At 61.9% G+C, this 22,006-nt stretch carries 16 protein-coding genes and 1 pseudogene; 9 read left to right on the top strand and 8 right to left on the bottom strand.

The features are described 5' to 3' along the window. Positions 1-85: 85 nt before the first annotated feature. Together ACQVLG_RS06465 and uvrA are read right to left on the bottom strand one after the other, a co-directional pair. Positions 86-1,267 carry a hypothetical protein gene (locus ACQVLG_RS06465; RefSeq protein WP_474293513.1) on the bottom strand — a complete coding sequence of 394 codons (1,182 nt, stop codon included), beginning with the start codon at positions 1,265-1,267 and terminating at the stop codon, positions 86-88. 104 nt (positions 1,268-1,371) lie between these two features. After that, entirely contained in the window at positions 1,372-4,221 is a 2,850-nt protein-coding gene (gene uvrA / locus ACQVLG_RS06460) for an excinuclease ABC subunit UvrA (RefSeq protein ID WP_230542129.1), read from the bottom strand. A gap of 382 nt (positions 4,222-4,603) precedes the next feature. Between uvrA and ssb the strand changes: the two are divergent. The 6 genes and pseudogenes from ssb (at position 4,604) to ACQVLG_RS06430 (ending at position 10,093) form a co-directional block, all read left to right on the top strand. Beyond that, positions 4,604-5,111, top strand: a pseudogene (gene ssb / locus ACQVLG_RS06455) (single-stranded DNA-binding protein). Between the two features lie 306 nt (positions 5,112-5,417). Then, positions 5,418-5,642, top strand: a complete 225-nt coding sequence (locus tag ACQVLG_RS06450; RefSeq protein WP_230542128.1) for a hypothetical protein — start codon at positions 5,418-5,420, stop codon at positions 5,640-5,642. Between the two features lie 65 nt (positions 5,643-5,707). Next, positions 5,708-6,898: a tRNA lysidine(34) synthetase gene (locus ACQVLG_RS06445; RefSeq protein ID WP_230542127.1), complete on the top strand. Its 1,191-nt coding sequence runs from the start codon at positions 5,708-5,710 to the stop codon at positions 6,896-6,898. 108 nt (positions 6,899-7,006) lie between these two features. Further along, positions 7,007-8,095, top strand: coding sequence for a DUF455 family protein (locus ACQVLG_RS06440; protein WP_474293510.1), 1,089 nt, complete (start codon positions 7,007-7,009; stop codon positions 8,093-8,095). Further along, positions 8,092-8,850 (top strand): nucleotidyltransferase family protein, encoded by a 759-nt coding sequence (locus ACQVLG_RS06435; protein WP_474293508.1) that lies wholly within the window; start codon positions 8,092-8,094, stop codon positions 8,848-8,850. Before ACQVLG_RS06440 ends, ACQVLG_RS06435 begins: the two co-directional genes overlap by 4 nt. A 19-nt stretch (positions 8,851-8,869) precedes the next feature. Then, entirely contained in the window at positions 8,870-10,093 is a 1,224-nt protein-coding gene (locus ACQVLG_RS06430) for an MFS transporter (protein ID WP_474295556.1), read from the top strand. Between the two features lie 26 nt (positions 10,094-10,119). On the opposite strand, the gene ACQVLG_RS06425 is transcribed toward ACQVLG_RS06430, so the two are convergent. Then, entirely contained in the window at positions 10,120-10,527 is a 408-nt protein-coding gene (locus tag ACQVLG_RS06425) for a hypothetical protein (protein WP_474293506.1), read from the bottom strand. Between the two features lie 231 nt (positions 10,528-10,758). Here ACQVLG_RS06425 and ACQVLG_RS06420 point away from each other — a divergent pair, with 231 nt between their 5' ends. Further along, on the top strand, positions 10,759-11,538 hold the full coding sequence (locus ACQVLG_RS06420; protein ID WP_474293504.1) for an acetoin reductase: 780 nt from the start codon (positions 10,759-10,761) through the stop codon (positions 11,536-11,538). Positions 11,539-11,610: 72 nt separating this feature from the next. Here the strand turns inward: ACQVLG_RS06420 and ACQVLG_RS06415 are convergent, their stop codons facing one another. Continuing rightward, on the bottom strand, positions 11,611-15,111 hold the full coding sequence (locus ACQVLG_RS06415) for a M1 family aminopeptidase (protein WP_474293502.1): 3,501 nt from the start codon (positions 15,109-15,111) through the stop codon (positions 11,611-11,613). A gap of 95 nt (positions 15,112-15,206) precedes the next feature. After that, entirely contained in the window at positions 15,207-16,094 is an 888-nt protein-coding gene (locus tag ACQVLG_RS06410; protein ID WP_230542120.1) for an ABC transporter ATP-binding protein, read from the bottom strand. 259 nt (positions 16,095-16,353) lie between these two features. Between ACQVLG_RS06410 and ACQVLG_RS06405 the strand changes: the two genes are divergently transcribed. Beyond that, positions 16,354-16,866, top strand: a complete 513-nt coding sequence (locus ACQVLG_RS06405) for a GNAT family N-acetyltransferase (protein ID WP_230542119.1) — start codon at positions 16,354-16,356, stop codon at positions 16,864-16,866. Here the strand turns inward: ACQVLG_RS06405 and ACQVLG_RS06400 are convergent. Beyond that, on the bottom strand, positions 16,863-17,711 hold the full coding sequence (locus ACQVLG_RS06400) for a porin family protein (protein ID WP_474293500.1): 849 nt from the start codon (positions 17,709-17,711) through the stop codon (positions 16,863-16,865). The two genes, ACQVLG_RS06405 and ACQVLG_RS06400, sit on opposite strands and share 4 nt — an antisense overlap. Positions 17,712-17,948: 237 nt before the next feature. Here ACQVLG_RS06400 and ACQVLG_RS06395 point away from each other — a divergent pair, with 237 nt between their 5' ends. Beyond that, positions 17,949-18,695, top strand: a complete 747-nt coding sequence (locus ACQVLG_RS06395) for a metallophosphoesterase family protein (RefSeq protein WP_474293498.1) — start codon at positions 17,949-17,951, stop codon at positions 18,693-18,695. Here the strand turns inward: ACQVLG_RS06395 and ACQVLG_RS06390 are convergent. Together ACQVLG_RS06390 and ACQVLG_RS06385 are read right to left on the bottom strand one after the other, a co-directional pair. Beyond that, positions 18,688-20,031: a sigma-54-dependent transcriptional regulator gene (locus tag ACQVLG_RS06390; RefSeq protein WP_230542116.1), complete on the bottom strand. Its 1,344-nt coding sequence runs from the start codon at positions 20,029-20,031 to the stop codon at positions 18,688-18,690. The genes ACQVLG_RS06395 and ACQVLG_RS06390 overlap by 8 nt on opposite strands. Next, positions 20,024-21,934: a sensor histidine kinase gene (locus tag ACQVLG_RS06385; RefSeq protein WP_230542115.1), complete on the bottom strand. Its 1,911-nt coding sequence runs from the start codon at positions 21,932-21,934 to the stop codon at positions 20,024-20,026. The genes ACQVLG_RS06390 and ACQVLG_RS06385 overlap by 8 nt, the downstream gene beginning before the upstream one ends. Between the last annotated feature and the right edge of the window lie 72 nt (positions 21,935-22,006).

The raw sequence follows: 22,006 nt of genomic DNA, 5'->3' as shown, positions 1-22,006 counted from the left end.
GCAATGACTGGGGTGCTAGCAAAAAGAGAAACGGCGCGGATTGCATGAGCAATCCGCGCCGTTTTTTATGGCGAGTACGATGTGTCTAGCCGGCCTTGGCCGGCACGACATAAATAGGGTAGACCCTGTCCATCATTTTGGGACATTGCCCAGGCTTTTCTGCGGGAAAGGTAATGGCCAGCGGCGCCGTCTCATGCAGGTTGTCTTCCACTTCCAGTACGCCTGCGTACGCCTTGACCTGGCGTGGTGCCGGCGCCTGGCAATCGCCGATCGCCAGTTCGCGTCCCTGGCCATGGAAACTGCTGCCATAGGGAATCTTGGTGCAGACTGTCGGCCAATAGCGGAATGCCGTAAAACCTTGTGTCGCAGAGAATTGCTGCTGGTCCCGCTGCTCCAGTTTTTCCTGCATGAAGTACATCAGCATTGCTGGATAGGCCTCGTACGCCGGAGGCAGCGCCAGGCGCAATGGCTGGCTGGCCAGCGTGATCAGAATGTCGCAACTGCCGCCGCGGGCCATGCGGAGCTTTTCGCGCCTGGCGGCACCGTCCGCGCCGACCGTGAAGGGTGTCTGGCCGTCCAGATTCAGCGACGTTCTTGCCATGCGCAGCTCGGCCTTCACGCGCCGCCCGCCGTCGCGATAGAGAAATATCGTACGTACCTTGCCAGGCTTGAATCCTTCACGTGCCTCGATCCGGTACAGGCCGTAGGCTGCATCGACTTCTTCGCTGACATCGCGCAAGCCATTCTGTAAGGCAAATCGCTTCACCTTGTCGCTGGGGCCGTCCTGTTCCTGTTTTGACCAGTCCCATTTCAACGATATCAGGGTGCGGCAGAGTGGCGTGAGCGGCTGTTCTTGCTTTGCGCATTGCTGCATTCGGGTATTGGCCAGAAAGCTGGCCTTATCTTGCACGCCCATCTGCTTTTCCACATGCAGCCGCACCACTACCGGTGTCAGCTTGCGGCCCGTGCCGCGTTCCTGGATATGGAAGCGCTTCGCGGAGAGGGCGACAGGCGGAGCGACGATCGAATAGCCGTCCTCATCGCTGGCCAGGGTATCGGGATACTGCCCGGGAAGAAACAGGATGCCGCGTGCATTGGCGGGCAAGGTGACGGACGGCGGACGCTTGCCCTCGGCCTGCGCAAGGTGCAGGAATTCCCCGGATGCGTCTGGCGGGCAAAAACAGGCCCATGCGGGCAGCGTGGCGCCAGCCAATGCAATGGCGATGCTGCGGCGCGCCAATGTTGCAAGTGATGATGCAAGCGACAAATGGCCCTCGGTATGAAAGTGGCCACAGGGCCGGGAGAACAGTTTCCCATAGAAAAATCCCCCGGGCAAGACAACTGGCCGGGGGATTGAGAGGGAGACGCCGTTTATTGCTTGAGCAGCGGCCCCAGGTACTTGCCCGTCACGCTGGCCGGGTTGACGGCCACGTCTTCCGGCGTGCCCGTGGCGATGATCTGCCCGCCGCCGGCGCCGCCTTCGGGGCCCAGGTCGACGATCCAGTCGGCCGTCTTGATGACGTCCAGGTTGTGCTCGATGATGACGAGGGTGTTGCCCTGGTCGCGCAGGCGGTGGATGACTTTCAGCAGCAAGTCGATATCGTGGAAGTGCAAGCCCGTCGTCGGCTCGTCGAGGATGTACAGGGTGCGGCCCGTGTCGCGCTTGGACAATTCCAGCGACAATTTCACGCGCTGCGCCTCGCCGCCGGACAGCGTGGTGGCGCTCTGGCCCAGCTTGATGTAGCCGAGGCCCACGTCGAGCAGGGTTTGCAGCTTGCGCGCGATCAAGGGGACGGGTTTGAAGAATTCATGTGCTTCTTCCACCGTCATGCCCAGCACTTCCGTGATGTTCTTGCCCTTGTATTGCACTTCCAGCGTTTCGCGGTTGTAGCGCTTGCCGTGGCAGACGTCGCAAGGCACGTAGACGTCGGGCAGGAAATGCATTTCGACCTTGATCACGCCATCGCCCTGGCACGCCTCGCAGCGCCCGCCCTTCACGTTGAACGAGAAGCGCCCCGCGCTGTAGCCCCGTTCCTTGGCCGTCGGCACGGTGGAGAACAGGTCGCGGATCGGCGTAAACAAGCCGGTATAGGTGGCCGGATTCGAGCGCGGCGTGCGGCCGATCGGTGCCTGGTCGACGGAAATGACCTTGTCGAAATGTTCCAGGCCGCTGATCGATTCGTGCGGCGCCGGTTCCGTCTGCGAACCGTACAAATGGCGCGACAGGGCCGGATACAGGGTGTCGTTGACGAGCGACGATTTGCCTGAACCGGACACGCCCGTCACGCACGTCATCAGGCCCACCGGCAAGCTCAGCGAGACCTTTTTGAGGTTGTTGCCCGTTGCGCCAGTAATCACCAGCTGCTTTTCCGGATTGCTGGCGTGGCGCTTGGCCGGCACGGCGATTTTCAGCTTGCCGTTCAGGTATTGCGCCGTCAGCGACTTCTTGTTTTTCAAAATGTCTTGCAGGCTGCCTTCGGCGATGATCTCGCCGCCGTGCACGCCCGCGCCGATACCCATGTCGACGATGTAGTCGGCCGTGCGGATCGCGTCCTCATCATGCTCGACCACCAGCACGCTGTTGCCGATGTCGCGCAAATGTTTCAAGGTTTCGATCAAGCGGTCATTATCGCGCTGATGCAAGCCGATCGACGGTTCATCGAGCACATACATGACGCCCGTCAAACCGGAGCCGATCTGCGATGCCAAACGGATGCGCTGTGCTTCGCCGCCGGACAGCGTATCGGCGCTGCGGTCCAGCGACAGGTAATCGAGGCCCACGTTGTTGAGGAATTTCAAGCGCGAAATGATTTCCTTGACCACGCGGTCGGCGATCTCTTTCTTGGCGCCTGTCAATTTCAGCTTTTCAAAGAATTCCAGCGTCTCGCGCAGCGGTTTGCCCGCCACTTCATAGATGGCGCGCTGCTGCTTGCCCGTGCCGACCTTGACGAAGCGCGCTTCCACGCGCAGGCGCGCGCCATCGCATGATGGACAGCATTTTTCATTGATGAACTTGGCCAGTTCTTCCTTGACGGCCATCGAATCCGTCTCGCGGTAGCGGCGCTGCAGATTGTTGACCACGCCTTCGAACGTGTGTTCCTTGATGACGGTACGGCCCCGCTCGTTCACATAGCTGAACGGGATCACTTGCTTGCCGGAACCGTACAGCACGGCTTGCTGTGAATTCAGGTCCAGCTGCTCGAACGGCATGTCCAGGTCGAACTCGTAGTAGGCGGCCAGGTTCGACAGCATCTGGAAATAAAACTGGTTGCGGCGGTCCCAGCCCTTGACGGCGCCCGACGCCAGCGACAGATTGGGGAACGCGACGATGCGTTTCGGGTCAAAGAATTCAATGTGTCCCAGGCCGTCGCATTCGGGGCAGGCGCCCATGGGGTTGTTGAACGAGAACAGACGCGGCTCCAGTTCCTGCAGGGAATAGCCACACACATTGCAGGCGAACTTGTTGGAGTACACGTGTTCCTGGGCGGTATCCATTTCGTAGGCGATGGCGCGGCCGTCGGCCAGGCGCAGGGCCGTCTCGAAACTTTCCGCCAGGCGCTGTTTGATGTCCTGGTTCACCTTGACCCGGTCGATGACGACGTCGATCGTGTGTTTTTCCGTTTTCTTTAATTTCGGGAGGTCATCGACTTCATAGATTTTGGCCGCATGCGTGCCGCTTTGCACGCGGAAGCGCACGAAGCCCTGCGCCTGCATCTGCTCGAACAGGTCGACGTGCTCGCCCTTGCGGTTGGCGACGACGGGCGCCAGTATCATCAGCTTGGTGTCTTCCGGCATGGCCAGCACGGCATCGACCATTTGCGATACGGACTGGGCGGCCAGCGCGTTTTCCGGATGGTCGGGGCAGTAGGGCGTGCCGACGCGCGCATACAGCAGGCGCAGATAATCGTGGATTTCCGTCACGGTGCCCACCGTCGAGCGCGGGTTGTGCGACGTTGCCTTCTGTTCGATGGAAATGGCGGGCGATAAACCCTCGATCAGGTCGACGTCGGGCTTTTCCATCAGCTGCAGGAACTGGCGCGCATACGCCGACAGCGACTCGACATAGCGGCGCTGGCCTTCCGCGTACAGGGTGTCGAAGGCCAGCGACGATTTGCCGGAACCGGACAGGCCGGTAATCACGATCAGCTTATTGCGCGGCAAATCGAGATTGATATTCTTGAGGTTATGCGTGCGAGCGCCGCGAATGCGGATCTGTTCCATGTGATTGCCTTGCTTTCAGTGAGTGGTGCGGCCGGCGCATTGCGGGAACTGCCAGATGAGGCAGCCACAACGGGTCAACCTGTTACTATAGCCGGGTTTTGCTCTGCATGCCTGAGGCAGTCACGGGCGGATTGCATCGCCCCGCGTAGGTGCCCCGGCAAAGTTTGATACAGATGCGTGCTGACGTTCAAACACTGTATATAATACCAGTATTCAAGTTTCTTGTTTTCCCTTGCCGTGAAAAAAACGTGCTGCCGCATGGTCGCTGGCGTCCGTTAGAAAGCGGATGCTTTGCGCCGCATGGTCGCTTATAATCGTCGTTTGGTAAAAAATCTCACGCGCGGGGCTACCGGCTCCCGCAGCGATTCATCAGGAGTTATTCATGGCATCAGTCAACAAAGTCATCATCGTCGGCAATCTGGGGCCGTGACCCGGAAATCCGCTACATGCCTAGCGGCGACGCGATCGCCAACATCGCCGTGGCCACTTCGTACAAATCGAAGGACCGCAACACGGGCGAACAAAAAGAATTGACAGAATGGCACCGCATCTCGTTCTTCGGCCGCCTGGCGGAAATCGTCGGCCAGTACCTGAAAAAAGGCTCGTCCGTCTACGTCGAAGGCCGCCTGCAAACCCGTAAATACACGGACAAGGACGGCGTCGAGAAGTACGCAACCGACATCATCGCGGAACAGATGCAAATGCTGGGCGGCCGTTCCGGCATGGGCGGCGACGCCGGCGGCGATGACAGCTACGGCGGTGGCGGCGGCTACGAAGCCCCGGCTCCGCGCCAGGCACCAGCCCCGCGTCCAGCCCCGGCACCGGCGCCACGTCCGGCGCCGAAGCCAGCACCGAACTTCTCGGACATGGATGACGACATCCCGTTCTGATCGGAATACATCATTTCATCAGCAATGCCCTGCACATCCTGGATGTGCAGGGCATTTTTCTTTTGCGGCGCCTGCGATGGGCTGCCACGCCAAGAGGTGGGCCTGTCCTGCGCGCAAGCTGCAGCGTAATATTTTCTAGGAGTAACAAAAGACCATTGCCGATACAGTTTACTGTCCAGTGGTGACAAAACGAGAGAATGTCGTAGATGAAACCTTATAAAATAATCTACGCCACCCTTTGCCGGTGGCCGGAATTGTGTATTTTTTGCGGTTCCGAGCGCAGGTCCATCACTCAAGGAGAAACTTATGATTAGTAATACCCAAGTGGTTCATGGTACCGGTTCTTTCAACACCTCTGGCTATTCCCTGAAACGCGCCAACCGTGACATCGCTGCTGCCAGCAACGTCGCCGTGGCCGCACTGGATATTGCCGCGCTGGAAAACAGCCGCATGCACGGCGCCGCTCCGAAATGCTCGCGCAATAACCTCGAGTGCATCGTCGGCCCGAGCACCGTGCTGTCGTCGATGTAATTACTGACTGTGCCCAAGGTGGTGCTAGCCCTAGCCCACCTTGGGCTTTATCCGAGGGAGGCTCAATGAATCGAGAATTAATTGTAGTAACGACCCATGGAACATCCAGTTTTGACATCGGCGAGGATGAGCGCGTGCTCGATGCCCTGGCGCGCAATCATGTGCCCTGGACGGCGGTGGCGACCTACCTGCGCGATCCGTCTGGCGCCTATAGCCTTTTTCCTTGCTTGAGTGAAACAGGCAGCGCGATTCCGCCGGACCGGCAAGTCTATGCATTTTTTCAAAGAAATATTGATCCTTTCCTGCACACCAACAATACCTTGCAGGTTTCCCCGCCCGCCAACAATGAAGAAGCCGTTGCCGAATATATCTACGCCAACGGCGCGGCAAAGGGCGGTCCGAATATCCTGAAACGCCTCTCGTCGAACGAGTGCAAGCTGGCCGTGCGCGATGCCGTGGCACAAACGCTGCGCGACACCCTGTCGCCTGGCGACAAGCTGGTGGTCGGCGTGAGTGGCGGAGGCGACAGCAATGCCTTGCTGTATGCCTTGTCGCAATTTGACGAGTTCCCGATCGACATCCATCCAGTCATTATCGAAGGGCCGGGCGAGTGGAATTCCGGCGTTCCGCGCGCGCGCGAGCTGGCACAGGCCTACCATCTGCCGCTGACCGTGGTATCGGAAGAAGAATCGAAAGCGATACTCGGCGCCAGCGCTGGCGGCCTGGGCATCACCGACCGTTTTGCCCGGGAATTTCCCGACGATGACTTCGAATTCCTCGGCACCCTGATCATCCGGCGCGTACTGACGAGCGTGGCCAAATCGCTCGATGCGAAATTTATCGCCACCGGCCTGAATTTCGAAGACTTGCTGGGCGAGATGTTCGCGATCATGGCGACCGAGCGCCGATTATTGCCCCTGCCGGCCCGCCCGATCGGCGATGTCACCCTCGTCTATCCCCTGTGGATGACGCCCAAGAAAATTATCGATGGCTGCTTCCCCAAGTATTCGTTTTCGAATTACGCAGACCGTTATCCCGGCTATGCGGAGGGACGCAACGCATACTATTCGATGGCGTACTGGATGGCGTCGGCGTTTCCTGGCTTGCCCGAGAAAATGTTGCGCTGGGCGGCAAAGGAAGGTTCTGCCGGGGAGACGGTGTTCCCTGTGGATGAGGTGCTGGGCTATGAGACGCTCGAGCCCGTGAACTGGGCACTGAGGGAACGCTTCCTCAGGATGTTGCGCACCACCGCCTAGCCTGCCGGACAACCGCTGGCGCGCCTTGCCCTGGGCATCCTTCGCATTGCCGCGCGCCACGGTTGTTCCGATGCGGTTGATACTCCATTAGCTATCGTTGGGAATGATATGTCCGTCATCAAAGAACACACGGCACACCTGGCTGCTGCCGCCCACGCCCTTGAGGCCATCCGGAACGCTGCGGCGCACGCGTTGATTACGGAACGCGAGGTGGCTGGCAAGATCGCGTGGTCCATGACCTTGCATGCGGCGCAGCAGGCACTGTCGACGGTAGAGGATTGCTGCAGGAGCTTTGCCCTGGGCGAAGCGCCTGGCGCCCCGCCTTGCGCGGACGAGGGCGTGCACATCGACGCGCATTTCGCCACCCTCCGGCACAGCATGCAGGCGCTCGCCTCGTTCGGCTTGTGGGCCAAGAGCGAGCTGGCGGCACAGAAAGTGCTGTGGTTACTGCCTGCCATGCAGAGCGGCTGCCAGCGCCTCGAAGGGCAGGTGCTGCCGGCGCAGTGGGATTGTCCCGAGCTGCCCGGGCGCCCCGAGCAGCTGGAGATCGTCGACTATGTGCGCTATGAGCTGGACCGCGATTATCCGCGCAGGAAATTGCACCAGCAGATTTTTAATGTGGAAGTGTGCGCCGGCGAAGTGTGCGCCATGCTGGTGCTGCGATTCCCGGAGTTGCCGGGCGACGTGGCCGAATCGCTGACCTTGCAGTGCGCGGAAGAATTCCGCCACGCGCAGCTGCTGCTGCTGGGCGCATTGGCGAACGAAGGGGGCCGCATCGGCGAAACGCCGGTGTCCCTGGGTATCTGGAAAAGTTGCCGGGCGGCGCAGAATGCGGCAGACTGCATCGGCCTCGAGCAAGTGATCGGCGAAGGCTTTTCGCTGGGCGCCGACCTGTACTATGCGGAGCTGTACCGTGCCATCGGGCGCGCTGATATTTCCCTGCTGCATGAATGCATTTATATCGACGAGGTCAACCACGTGAAGAATGGTCTGGCCAGTTTTCACACCCTGCTCGGCGCGCAAGCCGTGCAGCGCCTGCGCACGCTGGAAGAGTCTTCCAAGGTGAGCGTGGTCGGCGGGCGATTTTTCAATGCCGCCGCGCGCCAGTATGTCGGTTTCAGCGCGACGGAAATCGAACGCCAGCGGGGCCGTTCTCAACCGGTGGAGTTACCTGACCTGCAGGGGATGATGGAATGAATTTCGACGCAGCCCGCCAGTTGGTGGAACAACACATCCTGCCCGCCTATCCGCATGTCCTGGCGGCGATCATCGGCGGTTCCATCGCGCGCGGCCAGGGAACGGCCACCTCGGATATCGACCTTCTGCTCCTGTTCGAGAACGTGCCGCATGCCTGGCGCGAGACGCGCAAGCTGGGCCAGCAGACGGTGGAATTGTATGGCCATGACTTGCGCTCCTTCGATTACTTTTGCCGCAAGATGGATCGTCCCGGCGGCCGGATTCCGATGGCGATGATGGTTATCGAGGGCAGGAATCTCTTGCCACAGACAAACACATCCGTCGCCCTGTACCAGCTGGCGCAGGCGATCTACGACGCAGGTCCGCCGGCGCTGACAGGCGATGCCCTGGCCAGCCGCCGCTACGAGATCACGACCTTGCTAGAAGACCTGGTCGACAGCACGGTGGCCGAGGAAACACTGGCGATCGCCACCAAGCTGTATGACGTGCTGGCCAATTTCGTGCTGCGGGCCGGGGGGGCGTGGAGTGGCGTCGGCAAGCATCTGGCGCGCCGGCTCAGGGCCCATAGCCCGTCGATTGCGGATGAGCTGCATGCCGCCATGCGCGCGATCCTGCTCGACCCACCCGCCGGCAAGCAGGCGTTTGGCGGCCTGGCCGCGCGTGCGCTGCAGCCGTATGGCGGGCCCTTGCTCGACGGGTATGCCCTGCATGCGCCGGCGGAATGGAAGAGTGACACGTCAGCGCTTGCCGCCTGAGACGGCTGGCACTGTGTTGATGCGCACGGAGCAGGGCCGGCCGGTACAGCTATTCGGTTTTCCGCTGGTCTTCATGACCGTCCTGATCGACGTCCTGTGCGCGGGACTGGTGGCCCCCGTCTTGCCGCGCTTGTTGCTGCAATTGACGGACAGTCCCGCCCAGCCCGTGCTATGGCTCGGTTATCTGGGGATGTTGTTTTCGCTGTCGCAAATGTTTGCCTTGCCACTGCTGGGGGCATTGTCGGACCGCTTTGGCCGGCGCCCCCTGCTGCTGCTGTCGAACCTGGGCGTGGCAGTGTATTTTTTCTGTCTGGCGGACACTGAAACGCTGGGCCAATTGGTGCTGGGGCGTATCTTGTGCGGTATCACCGCTTCCAGCTTTGGCATCGCCTATGCATTTATTGCGGACTGTTCCGAGGGGGCTGCGCGCAACCGCGCGTTTGCCTCGATGGGCGCGGCGTACAGCATGGGACTGGTGGCGGGGCCGGCCCTGGGCGGCTGGCTGGGCAATATCGACGTGCGTTTGCCCTTCTACCTTGCCGGCTATTTGTCGCTCGGCAATCTCCTGTACGGCGTACTGGTCTTGCCCGAATCTTTGCCGCCGGACAAGCGCGTCCCCGTCAGCTGGCGCATGAGCAATCCATTTGGCGCCGTGTTCGAGCTGGCCAGGCGCCCCGAACTGCGTTTCCTGACCCTCGCGTATCTGCTGGTGGCCAGCGCGCACTGGTCGATTTCCGTGGCGTTCGTGTTTTACACGCAACAGCGGTATGGCTGGGACTCCACCCAGGTCGGCTTGATGCTTGCCGTGCTGGCCGGCTGGGGCGGCGTGGCCCAGATGAAATGTGCACCGTTTCTGATGACACGATACGGCCCGCGGCGCACGGCCATGCTGGCCTATGCCGGCTGCTGTGCCGGCTTCTTGTGCCTTGCCCTGTCGCGCCAGTCGGCGGGGGCATATGTGGCCATTTTTTTGCTCGGCGTGGGAGAAATGGCCAACCCGGCATTGCAGGGTCTGCTCACCAGCGCCGTATCGGCGCGGCAGCAGGGCTGGCTGCAGGGCGCCGTCAAGAGTGCCGGCAGCCTGGCGGGCCTGGCGACACCGGCACTGTTCGCCATGCTGGTCGCCGTTGATCCTGCCAGCCACGACAGCGGTGCGGCATTTATCCTGGCCGCCATGCTCTTGCTGGCCGCCTGCCTGGCGCTTGCCGCCAGCAAATACTCGGCTGGCAGCAAGCCGGCATGACGCGGATCAATGCGATGCGGCTTCTTTTATGCCCATCTCCAGGCTGTAATTCCCACCGCATTCCTGCGCGCCGCATTGCGCATCAAATACACCTGCACCGTGTACTCGCCATCGGCCGGCAGTGCCGCCTGGTAAGTGTTGCCGCTGGTCGAGCCGATGAACAGGGCTTCCTCCTGGCCGGCCTGGCGGATGTTGAAGTAATTTGATGTTTGATTGGTCTTGAGCTTGACGCTGAGGGTCTGGCCCGCCTTGCCCGTCAGCGTGTATTCGGCCGTGGCGTAGCCCTTGATCTTGCCTTTGACCGTATGCGTGGCCTGGTTCGCCGTCAATGCCACGCTTTCCTTGTGGACGGGATCGGCGCTCCAGGCGGGCGTCGTGAAAACGAGGGCCGCCAGCAGCAGGCTGGCGCGGATGGGCAAGTGGCGATGCGGCATAGGAATTTTCCTTGAAAAGTAGATTGCAACCGGGCAATGGCGATGCCATCCATCTTACGCCAGCTGGCGCCAGGCGCCTGCACGGCAGCGCGCGCATGGCATGCTGAAACGCCATTTTTTCCGCATTTCTTGACCTGTGTGCTTTTTACGGGCACGCACGTTTCAGGATGCGGCGGATGAAAAATTTCAGGTAGGCTGCAGCTCCTCTCCCTGTACTGAAAGGAAAGCAACATGGGTATTTCCGGAAAAGTCGCGCTGGTCACGGGTGCCGCGCAAGGCATCGGCAAGGCCATCGCCTTGCGCCTGGCCAAGGATGGCGCCGATATCGCGCTGGTGGACCTGAACCAGGAGAAACTGGACGCGGCCGCCGCCGAAGTGCGCGCGCTGGGGCGCCGCGCCGTCACCTGCATTGCCGACGTGTCGCAATTGCAGCAAGTCACGGAGGCGGTGGCGTTTGCCGAGCGGGAACTGGGCGGCTTCGACATCATCGTCAACAACGCCGGCATCGCGCAGGTGCAGCCGCTGCTCGACGTCACGCCGGAAGAGGTCGACCGCATCATGCGCATCAATGTGCAAGGGACGCTCTGGGGCATCCAGGCGGCCGCCAAGACCTTCAAGCGGCGCCAGCAGAAGGGCAAGATCATCAATGCCTGCTCCATCGCCGGGCATGACGGCTTCGCCTTGCTGGGCGTGTACTCGGCCACCAAGTTCGCCGTGCGCGCGCTGACGCAGGCGGCGGCCAGGGAACTGGCGGCCGACGGCATCACCGTCAACGCGTATTGCCCCGGCGTCGTCGGCACCGACATGTGGGTCGAGATCGACAAGCGCATGGCCGAGGTGACGGGCGCCGAGCTGGGCGCGACATACAAGAAGTACGTGGACGGCATCGCGCTGGGACGTGCGGAGACGCCGGAAGATGTGGCGGGACTCGTCTCCTTCCTGGCGGGACCGGATGCCGATTACATGACGGGCCAGGCGCCCTTGATCGATGGTGGCCTCGTGTACCGTTGATGCATTGATCAGGCATAAAAAAACAGGCCACGCTGTCGGTGACAGCGTGGCCTGTTTGCGTTGCATCAAGGATTAATTGATGCTCACTTCCTTGCGGTTATCGCGCGAGACCCGGTCGATCATTTTGTTATACGGATCGACGCCCACTTCGAACGGTTTGTCCTTCACCGTGATGGTGAGCACCGGGTCGCTGCCCGACAGCATGCGCCTGGCGGTGTACAGGACTCGTTCATCCTTTTCCTTGCCGCCCGCGGGGCGCGCGAAGATGGCGATTTCCACCGGCTCGTCATAGGCGCGCGGGCTTTCCTTGCCCTTGCCGTCCGACTCCAGTTTGGCCAGGTGCAGCTGCATGGTGACATCCCACTGGCCATCCTTGCGCTGCACGGCCGACGCTTGCGTCACGCGGTTGTCGTAGAAGACGATCTTCTCGAACAGGTCGGTGATCAGCGCCTGCTTGTCCTGCGGCGCTTCGGCGCGGATGTAGGCCAGCAGTTCCAGGGTGGTGGTGAACGGCGCCTGCTGGTAGCCCTTGTCCTGCAGATAGCGTTTCAGGGCACGGTTCAGCGCTTCCTCGCCGATCTCGTCGCGCAGGCGGTAGAACACCAGGCTGCCCTTGTTGTAGTGGATGTATTGCTGTCCTTCCACGCGCGCCAGCGGCAATTCTTCGATGGCCTCGCCGCCGCGTCCGCTCAGGTAGCGGTCCAGCTCATAGCGCAGGAAGCGGCGCATTTTCTCGCGGCCGTATTCTTTTTCCATCACCATCAGGGCCGAGTACTGCGACAGCGATTCCATCAGCATGGTAGCGCCCTGCACATTCGCGCCGATCACCTGGTGGCCCCACCACTGGTGCGCCATTTCATGCGCCGTGACGTAAAACACATAGTCGATGTCATCCTTGTCGCGCAGGTCGGCGATGAAACCGATGTCTTCCGAATACGGGATCGTGTTGGCAAACGACTGCGCAAAGCTCTGGTAGCCGGGGAATTCCAGGATGCGCACCTGCTTGTGCTGGTAGGGCGTGAAGCGGGTGGTGTAATAGTCGAGCGACTTTTGCACGGAGGTAATCATGCGATCCGTGTTGTAGCCGTGCTTCTTGTCGACATAAATCTCGATCGGCACGCCGTGCCAGTCGCCCTTTTTGACCTCCCAGTGCGCCGACAGGTAGGCAAAGAACGGCATCATCGGCTGGTCCATCTTGTAGCGGTAATAGCGGCGGCCATCCTTTTCCCAGCTGGCCTGCAGGTAGCCAGGCGCCAGGGCGGTCTGCTCGCCGCTGGTGGAGACGGTGGTGTCGAAATGGATCCAATCGGCATCGCCGCCCAGCACCGTATTGCCATACGCGGAGCTGTCTTCCAGCTTGGCCATGCGCTGCGGTTCGCCCAGGCCACGCTTGCGGCGCTCATTGCGGTCCGTCAACTCCATGTGCTGCGCATAGCCGAAGTGGGGGAAGAAGCTCTGGTTGTTGAAGAAGCTGCCGTTCAGGTTGACCTGGTCCGGCGCGCCGCTGTTGGTGAAGCCCTCATGCGTGACGGCCACCGTGAAGTCCAGCGGCAGGGTGGCGCCCGGCGCCAGTGGCTGGGCCAGCTTGAGGATGCTGAAGCCGAGCTCCTTGTCATCGAGCACGATCTTGTGCGCCGGCAAGTTCAACCACCGTGTTTCCAGGTCCGGGTTAAGCTGGATGCGCAGGGTGTCGAGTGCTTGCGTGGTCTTGTTTTGCAGCACGTAGTGGCCCTTGATCAAGACTTTACGTTGCTCAGGATAAATATCCACATCGGCCTGGATGTCGGTGATCTTTAGCTGCGGCAAGTCCTTGTATTGTTTGTACAATTTCTCGTAGCGGGCCTGCTTGTCCATGCCGATGTCCGCCGTCTCGTACTGGTTCAGCACATTCGTGTTGTAGAAGATCCAGCCGCCCGTGCCCACCCAGCACAGCAGCACCACGGCCAGCGCGGCGCCGGCGCGGCCTTGCAGGCGCTGGCGGGCCAGGCGCAGGCGCGCACGCCAGCCGGCGACCAGGCCGCGCACCCAGAACGCGCGGGCCAGCATGACGAGCGCCACGGTAAACAGGCTCCAGTACACGGCAAACCAGGCCCAGCCTGTCAGGAAGTGGCCATAGCCATTCATGTCCGAATACTTGATGGCTGGCGTGCCGCCGAAGGCATACAGATTGTGTTCCAGGTGCAGCATGCCCAGCACCATTTGCGCCACCATCAGCAGGATCACCAGCAGGTAGCCGATGAACTTGTTGTTGGACAACACTTGCAGGGTGAGCGCGCACAAGCCCATCAGCACGAAGAAGAGGGAACCGAGCAAGCTGCCTTTCAGGTACAGCGCCAGTTCCACGGGCGCGCCGCCCTTGTAGAGCTGAAAACCGATGGCCGCGAGGACGCCCACCAGCAGGTAGCCGGCGATGACGCCGATCAGGGCCGTGCACTTGGCCAGCAGGGGCACCCAGCCGGGCACGGGCATGGCGTCGCTGACGTCGGCGATCCTCACCTGGCGCTCCTTGAAGATCAGCTCACCCGCATAAAAGGTCACGATGATGATCAGCATGAAGCTGAAGCTGTTGTTGATACTTTGCAGCATCAAATGGGTCATCGGATACACGGCCGTGCCATACATGTTCTTGGCCATGCTGGAGCTGGCGAGCAGGTTGATGACGCCGAACAGCAGCATGACGAGGAAGGGCACGCTCTTGAAGACGCCGGCGGCGTCGAAGCGCAGGATTTGCCACCATTGGCGCCAGGCCGTCGCCGGGGTAAAGGTGGGAAGGGTGCGCGGCAGGTGCAGCGGCGCCGTCACGGCCGCTGCGGCTGCCTCGGCCTTGTGCTTGCCGAACAGGCGTTTTCCCGTGCCCGTGCGCTGCGGCTTGAACAGAACCACGGTGGCGGCGAACAGCAGGGCCGCAATGCCCAGCCACAGCAGGCGGTTGGCCAGCAGGAAGCCGGACAGGGGCGGCAGGCCCGCGTTCGCTTCGGCGGACGTGAAGTAGCGCGTCATGCGGCCCAGGGCGCGCATGCCGAAGGGGTCGAGCAGGACGGCGACCCATTCGTTGTTGATATCGCGCGTAAAGGCGCCAGCCATGCCCCACAGCACGAAAAAAAAGCCCAGTACGCCCACGTAGACGAGCAGCATCGAGCGCGTGGTGGCCGCCAGCAGCATCAGCAGGGCGCCGATGAAGAGCAGGTTGGGGATCACCATCACGCCGAAGCTCCACGCATACGCATGCAGCGAGAACGCGCCGACGCGCTGCGGGTCGACCCAGGGCATGAGGGGACCGAGCATGAGCGCCAGGGCAATGGCGGCAAAGATCACCAGGCAGGCGACGAAGCCGGCGGCGAAGCGGCCGAACAGGTAGTCCCACTTGCGCATGGGCGTGGCGAACAGCATGTCGGCCATGCCCACTTCGCTGTCGCGCAGCACGGCGCCCGCGATGAAGATGGTGATAAGCAACATCGACAGCAGGCTGAACATCGTCAGCAGCTGCGCCACCACGGTGGGCGCATTGCGGTTGATGTTGCCGATGGCGCCGCCGATCTGGATCGAATCGCTGCTGCTGGCGCCAAAGGCCATCAGGGCCAGGATGGCGGCAAATACCCACAGCAGCGCGGCTGTTTCAGCTGGTAGCCGAGGTCAAACTTGAAAAATTCCTTCCACATGGCGGCCCCTTACGCGGCGACGCCGCTGCGGGCGGCGTTGCGCACATGCAGGAAGTACACGTCTTCCAGGTCCGGCGCGATCTGCACGAAACCGCTGTCGGGCTGGCTGTCGGCAAACACATTGATCTGCGGCTTGCCGCCCACCAGGCGCGTCGACAGCACATTGTGCGACTGCTGGTACTGCGCCAGCTCGTCCATGCTGACGCTGCGGCGCCAGACCTTGCCGAGCAGGGTGTCGATGGCCGCCTGCGGTTCGCCCTGCACCAGCACTTGCCCCTTGACGATCATGGCCATGCGCGGGCACAGGTCCGTCACGTCGTCGACGATGTGGGTCGACAGGATCACCACCACCTGCTCGCCGATCTTCGCCAGCAGGTTCAGGAAGCGGTTGCGCTCGTCCGGATCCAGGCCGGCCGTCGGTTCATCGACGATCACCAGGCGCGGCGCGCCCAGCAGCGCCTGGGCGATGCCGAAGCGCTGGCGCATGCCGCCCGAATACGTGCCCAGGTTGCGCTTGCGCGCTTCCCACAGATTGGTTTGCTGCAGCAAGGCTTCCACGGCTTCCTTGCGCGGGCCCTTCTCCGTCAAGCCTTTCAAGACGGCAAAGTGGTTGAGCAGGGTTTCCGCGCTGACCTTCGGATACACGCCGAAATCCTGCGGCAGATAGCCGAGCTGGCGGCGCAGGCCGGCCTTGTCCTGCAGCACGTCGACGCCATCGAAATGGATGCTGCCGCTATCGGGATCTTGCAAGGTGGCAATGGTACGCATGAGTGAGGACTTGCCTGCGCCATTCGGACCCAGCAAGCCGAACATTCCGTTGGGAATCTCCAGGCTGACATTGTTGATGGCTTTGACGCCATTGGCATACGTTTTGTTCAGCTGTTTGATCGATAGCATGTGCAGCACTCTCCAGAGCTTGAGTATGAAAGCCGGCAGATTCCTGTCTGCCGGTCTGTGTCAGGGGATCACCCTTGTTTTGTGACAACCGCGATGGCGGATGTTACTCAAAAACAATAATATATAGCCAATTGGAATAAAATTAATGTTTTTGCGACCAGGGGTGGAAATGCGGGGCTGAAATGCGGGAGGGGAGGATGAACGACGTGGTGCTACACTCGCCAGTTTCAGCGACGCCAGGCGGCGGAAAGACGGGACCATGCCGGAAACACAGAACATGACATTGCGCGCCGTTGCGCCGGGCGAAGCAGGGGCGCTGGCGCGGCTGTTCCAGCTGTACTGCTACGAGAATACGGCCTGGAGCGGCGAAGACGTGCTGGCCGACGGCCGCTACGATGTGTGCGATGCCGGGTTGGCCGAGTATGTGCATGCGCCCGGACATACGGCCGTCTGGATCGAGGTCGATGGCGCGCTGGCGGGCTTCTTCGTCACGGAACCCGGCATGGCGGGCGCGCTGCCGGTCCGGGAGTTCAGCGACTTGTTCATCTTGCAGAAATACCGGCGCCGGGGGCTGGCGCTGGAAGTGGTGCGGCGCGTGCTGCTCGATGGCGAGCAGACGTGGCTGGTGGCGACGTTCCGCGCCGATGCGCAGGCGAATGCGTTCTGGCGGCAGGCGTTTGCGCGCCTGCCGTTTGCCAGGGTCGAGGCGTATGACGATCCGGAATTGCCGCAGTTTCAGCTCTATTTGCTGAAACCGGCGGCGCTCGCTTAAAAGCGCACTTTTACATACGCCGACGGTCCCGTCAGGCGGATGTTCAGGTCGGCATCGCGTTCGCTGTCGCGGTGCAGCTTGATTTTCGAGATGCCGTAGTCGGCCACGAAACCGATATTCTTGAATGGAAACCATTCCACGCCGATATTGCCGCCGTAGATGTGGCCGTTGATGCGCCCGCCATTTTTCTTGATGCCCGACGCTTCCGCATACATGCGCAAGTCCGGCGTGAAGGCGTGGCGCCAGCCCACCTCCAGCAGCGGCGCGAACGCGTGCTCGCTGATGGAATCGCGTGCCGTGGCCGTCTCGCCATTGACGACGCCCGTGGCCGTGCCGTTCAGGCTGGCATGGTAGTAGGCGGCGCCCAGGCCGATGCCGAAGGTGTCGTTGCCGCTGCCCAGCCACCATTTGTAGGCCAGCTTGGCCAGGTCCAGCTTCAGATCGGCATTCGCCGTCGCCGTGCCCGTGACGGGCTGGCCATTGATGATGGTGTCGCCCGTCAGGCTTGGCGTGTAGGATTTGTCGTAGCGGTAGTAGTCGAATGCCAGGCCGTGGCGGTCGCCGATCAGCAAGTCCGCTTTCACGCGCGGGATGGTGGTGTGGCTTGGCTTCGATTCGGGCGCGTCGATGCGGCCAAATTCGGTGTCGGCGCCGATATTGATGCGCGGATCGGCGGAAAAGGCGCCCAGCGAAATGCTGACGCGGTCCAGGGTGGGCGACGGTTCCGCCCGCGCCGCGGCGGCGGCCGTCGCAATGCCCAGTACGCCCAGCATCATGGCGCTGCGCAAGGCAAGATGGCGCAAACGGGGGGGCGACAGGCGGGCGGGGACGGGCGTGGCAAACATGGGACTACTCCTCAAAATATAAGTGAAAACGGCCGCGACGTCGGGGTGGCTGGTGTCATGCGGCAATGCAATGAGGAAATGGTAGCAATTGTTACTTTTGGATTACGTAGCCGCACGGCGCAACTTACCGTCGGATTTGTCCTACCGTATGTAACAGCCGGTAGGCAGGCGGGTGTGCCGCCATTGCCTGCAACGGGACACGCGTGCAAAATGGTGCGCACGAGGAGGAAACACCGCATGAGAATCGCCGCCATTTCCGATATCCACGGCAACCTGGATGCGCTGGACGCCGTGCTGGCCGACATCGCCCGGCGTAACGTGGACGTGACCGTCAACCTGGGCGATATCGTTTCGGGCCATCTGCAGCCGCGCGCCACGGCGGCGCGCCTGATGGCGCTGAACCTGCCCACGATCCGCGGCAACCACGAGCGCCAATTGTTCGGCGACCCGGCCCGTATGGGCGTGTCGGACGCTTTTGCGCGCGCGCAACTGTTACCGGAGCAACTGGACTGGATAGCCGCGTTGCCCGCCACCTTGCGCTTGCGCAAGGACGTGCTGCTCGTGCATGGCACGCCGACAAGCGACCTCGTGTATTTTCTCGACAGCGTCACGCCGCAAGGCAGCCGCGCCGCCACGCCGGCTGAAGTGGCAGAACGGGCCGGGACGGCGGACGCGGCCCTGATCCTGTGCGGCCACACGCACATGCCGCGCCAGGTGCGCCTGGCCGATGGGCGGCTGATCGTCAATCCGGGCAGCGTGGGCTTGCAGGCGTACGACGATGACCACGGTTATCCGCACGTGATGGAAAACGGCACGCCGCATGCGCGCTATGCCATCGCGGAACAGGGCGCGGACGGCGCCTGGACGGCGCACTTTCACGCCGTCGCATACGACTGGGAAACGGCGGCCCGGCTGGCGCTGGCCAACGGGCGGCCCGACTGGGTCGCGCCCTTGCGCACGGGCCGGGTCGGCGTGCTTACCTGAACTCTTCGGCGACCAGGTTGTACTTCTGCATCTTGTGATACAAGGTTTGCTTCGGCAAACCGAGCACCGTGCTCACTTCGCTGACGTTACCCGAATATGTGCGCAGTTCCTGTTCGATCAGGGCGCGTTCGAAGCCGTTCACTTGCTCCGCCAGCGACAGCGGGCTGGCCAGTCCGGCCGCCAGCAGGCTCGAGGCGCCGCCGGCGATACCGAGCACGAAGCGGTCGGCGATATTGCGCAATTCGCGCACATTGCCGGGCCAGGAATGGGCCATCAGGTTGCGCATCTGCGCGCTGGAGACCACGGGCGCGGCGCGGTTGTAGCGGGTGGCGGCGGCCAGCACGAAGTGTTCGAACAGGATGGGAATGTCTTCGCGCCGTTCGCGCAACGGCGGCAGATGCAGCACGATCAGGTTCAGGCGGTAGTACAGGTCGCTGCGGAATTTCTGCTGCTGCGACAAGTCTTCCAGGTCCAGTTTGGCCGCCGCGATGACGCGCACGTCGACGGGGGTGGGCACGTTCGAGCCCAGGCGCTCGATATAGCGTTCCTGCAGCACGCGCAGCAATTTGACTTGCAGCGACAAGGGCAGCGATTCGATTTCATCGAGGAAAAACGTGCCGTGGTCCGCATGCTCGATCTTGCCCACCTGCCGCTTGGCCGCGCCCGTGAATGCGCCCGGTTCGTGGCCGAAGACTTCGCTCTCGAAGATGCTTTCGGGAATCGCGCCGCAGTTGACGGCGACGAAGTTATGCTTGCGGCGGTGGCTGAAGTCGTGCAGGCAGCGGGCCACCATTTCCTTGCCCGTGCCCGTGTCGCCATAGATCAGCACGTCGGCCGGTTCGTCGGCTACGTCGAGTATCAAACGCCGTATGTCGCGCATCGCCACGGAATTGCCCAGTAGGCGCGCCTCGATGCCGCCGCCGTCCTCGAGCTGGCGGCGCAGGCTGTGCACTTCCAGCATGAGTCTGCGCGTTTCCAGCGCGCGCAGGATGACGTCGACCAACTGGTCGGACGAATACGGCTTTTCGATGAAATCGTAGGCGCCCGTGCGCATGGCGTGCACGGCCATCGTGATGTCGCCATGGCCCGTAACGAGGATCACGGGCAGGTGCGGATCCAGCGTCTTGACGGCTTGCAGCAGCTCCAGGCCGCTCATGCCGGGCAGGCGCACGTCGCTGACGATGATGCCGGGAAAGTCCGGCGTCAGCAGTTTATAGGCCAGTTCGGCCGAGTGAAACGCCAGCACGTCCAGGCCGGCCAGTTGCAATGCCTGCTCGCTGCCCTCGCGTACGGTGGGGTCGTCCTCGACCAGCAAGACCTTCAAGCCGTCAAACATGTTTTTCCTCCTGCGTTGCAATCTGTAGTTCGATGGTGAAGACGGCGCCGCCGCCGGGGGCGTTTTCGGCGCGCAGCACGCCGCCGAACTGGCGCGTGATCTGTTCGGAGATGGCCAGGCCCAGGCCCAGGCCCAGTCCTTGCGGTTTGGTCGTGAAGAACGGCTCGAACAGGTGTTCATACACTTCCGTCGACAGGCCGGGGCCCGTATCGGCCACGTGGATCAGCACGTGCTCCGGCGTGCATTCGACGGCCACGCGCAGGCTGCGCACGTCGCTGCCATTCATGGCATCGAGCGCATTCGCGTACAGGTTCACCAGCACCTGCTCCAGGCGGTTGCTTTCGCACATGGCGAAGATGTCGTCGGGCGGCAGTTGCAAAGTAAAACGCACATTTTCCACCTGCAGGCGGCGCTCGACCAGGAACAGGGCGTTGCTGATCGCCGTGGGGATCGAGACGGAAGTCAGGCTGGTCGTCGATTTGCGCGCAAAGATCTTCAATTGGCCCGTAATGGTTCCCATCCGGGCCGCAATTTGCGAGATCTTCGCCAGGTTGCGCCGCGCATCGTCGAGCCGTCCCCGTTCCAGCAGGATGACGGCATTGTCGGACATGGTGCGCAGCGCCGTCAACGGCTGGTTCAGTTCATGCGTGATGCTGGCCGACATCTGTCCCAGCACGGCCATCTTGCCGGCTTGAAACAGTTCATTTTGCGTGATGTGCAGCTTTTGCTCGGCCTTGCTGCGCACCTCGATTTCCTGGCTCAGGCTTTGCGTCATGGCATTGAGTTCCGAGGTGCGTTCCTCGACCATGGCTTCCAGGTTGTCGTAGGCATGCTGCAGGTCTTCGCGGGCGCGCAGCTTTTGCGCCACGGCCGCGCGGCGCTGGCGCAGGTAAAAGAACAGCAGCATGAAAAAGCCCAGCAGCACGCAGGAGAAGGCGGCCGCCGCGCGCGCGCTGGCCTTCGCCTGCGCCAGGTCGGACAGGTAAATGAAAGTCCAGCCTTGCGGCGACTTGAGCTTGATCTGCGTCATCACGCTGGAGCTGATCTTCGGCGGCGTGTCGGCGTGTTCCTGCTCGCGCACGCTGATCACGCGGGCGCCATTGCCCAGTTGGCGGTCGGAAACAAAAGGAATCGCTTCCAGCTGCTTCGAGTAATACTGGCGCGTGCGGTTGAGTTCTTCGACGATGGCGGGCGACAGGGGCGCCAGGGTCTTGTACTTCCAGTCCGCCATGGAACTGAGGAAGATCACGCCGTGCTCGTCGGCCAGCATCACCTTGTCCGCGCCTTGCACCCAGCGTTTTTCCAGCGTTTCCAGGTTCACCTTGACCGTTGCCAGGCCCAGCATGTGACCATTCTGGTAGATGCCATGGGCAAAGAAGTAGCCGGGTTCGAGCCGCGTCGTGCCGACGCCATAAAAACGCCCCGGCGTGCCGCGCAGCGCATCCTGGGCGTAGGGGCGGAACGAGATATTGTCGCCAATAAAGCTGTCCGGTCCCTGCCAGTTGCTGGCGGCCCGCGTGTTGCCGTCCAGGTTGCTGATGAAAATGGTCGAGGATTTCGCCTGGGCGTTCATCTGCTCCAGGTAATGGTTGACCGTATCGACCAGCACCGGGTCTTCCGGGTGCTGCAGCAAACGGATGACGTCGCGGTTCAGCTCCAGCGTCTTGGGCAGGAAGTCATACTTTTCCAGCGCGTTTTCCAGGCTGCTGACATACACTTCGAGGCGCTGCGCGCCGCTGGCCTGCAGCTTGCCGATGGCGATGCGTTCGGTCCAGAAATACACGAGCCAGACGGTGGCCAGGCAGGCGGCCAGCACCACGCCCCAGGCCAGCGTTTCGCGGCCCGACCGCTGCGACAGGCGCTGGCGCCAGGAAAGGGAGGGTTTGGTAGTACTGCTATTCATAAAATCAGCTGCCAACTTGCAAGAACCCACAGTATCGCATTTAAATATTGCGTAAAAAGAAAAAGCCGCCGG

The organism is Janthinobacterium sp. TPC_1 (genome assembly GCF_056037845.1).
The sequence above is the reverse complement of the archived record's forward strand: the minus strand, read 5'-3'. Positions and strand labels throughout refer to the sequence as shown.

Coding starts and splice junctions, on each gene's coding strand:
- ACQVLG_RS06405 (WP_230542119.1), top strand. CDS start 16,354: ATGCCGGAAACACAGAACATGACATTGCGCGCCGTTGCGCCGGGCGAA.
- ACQVLG_RS06385 (WP_230542115.1), bottom strand. CDS start 21,934: ATGAATAGCAGTACTACCAAACCCTCCCTTTCCTGGCGCCAGCGCCTG.
- ACQVLG_RS06400 (WP_474293500.1), bottom strand. CDS start 17,711: ATGTTTGCCACGCCCGTCCCCGCCCGCCTGTCGCCCCCCCGTTTGCGC.
- ACQVLG_RS06450 (WP_230542128.1), top strand. CDS start 5,418: ATGATTAGTAATACCCAAGTGGTTCATGGTACCGGTTCTTTCAACACC.
- ACQVLG_RS06390 (WP_230542116.1), bottom strand. CDS start 20,031: ATGTTTGACGGCTTGAAGGTCTTGCTGGTCGAGGACGACCCCACCGTA.
- ACQVLG_RS06395 (WP_474293498.1), top strand. CDS start 17,949: ATGAGAATCGCCGCCATTTCCGATATCCACGGCAACCTGGATGCGCTG.
- ACQVLG_RS06440 (WP_474293510.1), top strand. CDS start 7,007: ATGTCCGTCATCAAAGAACACACGGCACACCTGGCTGCTGCCGCCCAC.
- ACQVLG_RS06420 (WP_474293504.1), top strand. CDS start 10,759: ATGGGTATTTCCGGAAAAGTCGCGCTGGTCACGGGTGCCGCGCAAGGC.
- ACQVLG_RS06430 (WP_474295556.1), top strand. CDS start 8,870: ATGCGCACGGAGCAGGGCCGGCCGGTACAGCTATTCGGTTTTCCGCTG.
- ACQVLG_RS06435 (WP_474293508.1), top strand. CDS start 8,092: ATGAATTTCGACGCAGCCCGCCAGTTGGTGGAACAACACATCCTGCCC.
- ACQVLG_RS06425 (WP_474293506.1), bottom strand. CDS start 10,527: ATGCCGCATCGCCACTTGCCCATCCGCGCCAGCCTGCTGCTGGCGGCC.
- ACQVLG_RS06410 (WP_230542120.1), bottom strand. CDS start 16,094: ATGCTATCGATCAAACAGCTGAACAAAACGTATGCCAATGGCGTCAAA.
- ACQVLG_RS06415 (WP_474293502.1), bottom strand. CDS start 15,111: ATGGCCTTTGGCGCCAGCAGCAGCGATTCGATCCAGATCGGCGGCGCC.
- ACQVLG_RS06445 (WP_230542127.1), top strand. CDS start 5,708: ATGAATCGAGAATTAATTGTAGTAACGACCCATGGAACATCCAGTTTT.
- uvrA (WP_230542129.1), bottom strand. CDS start 4,221: ATGGAACAGATCCGCATTCGCGGCGCTCGCACGCATAACCTCAAGAAT.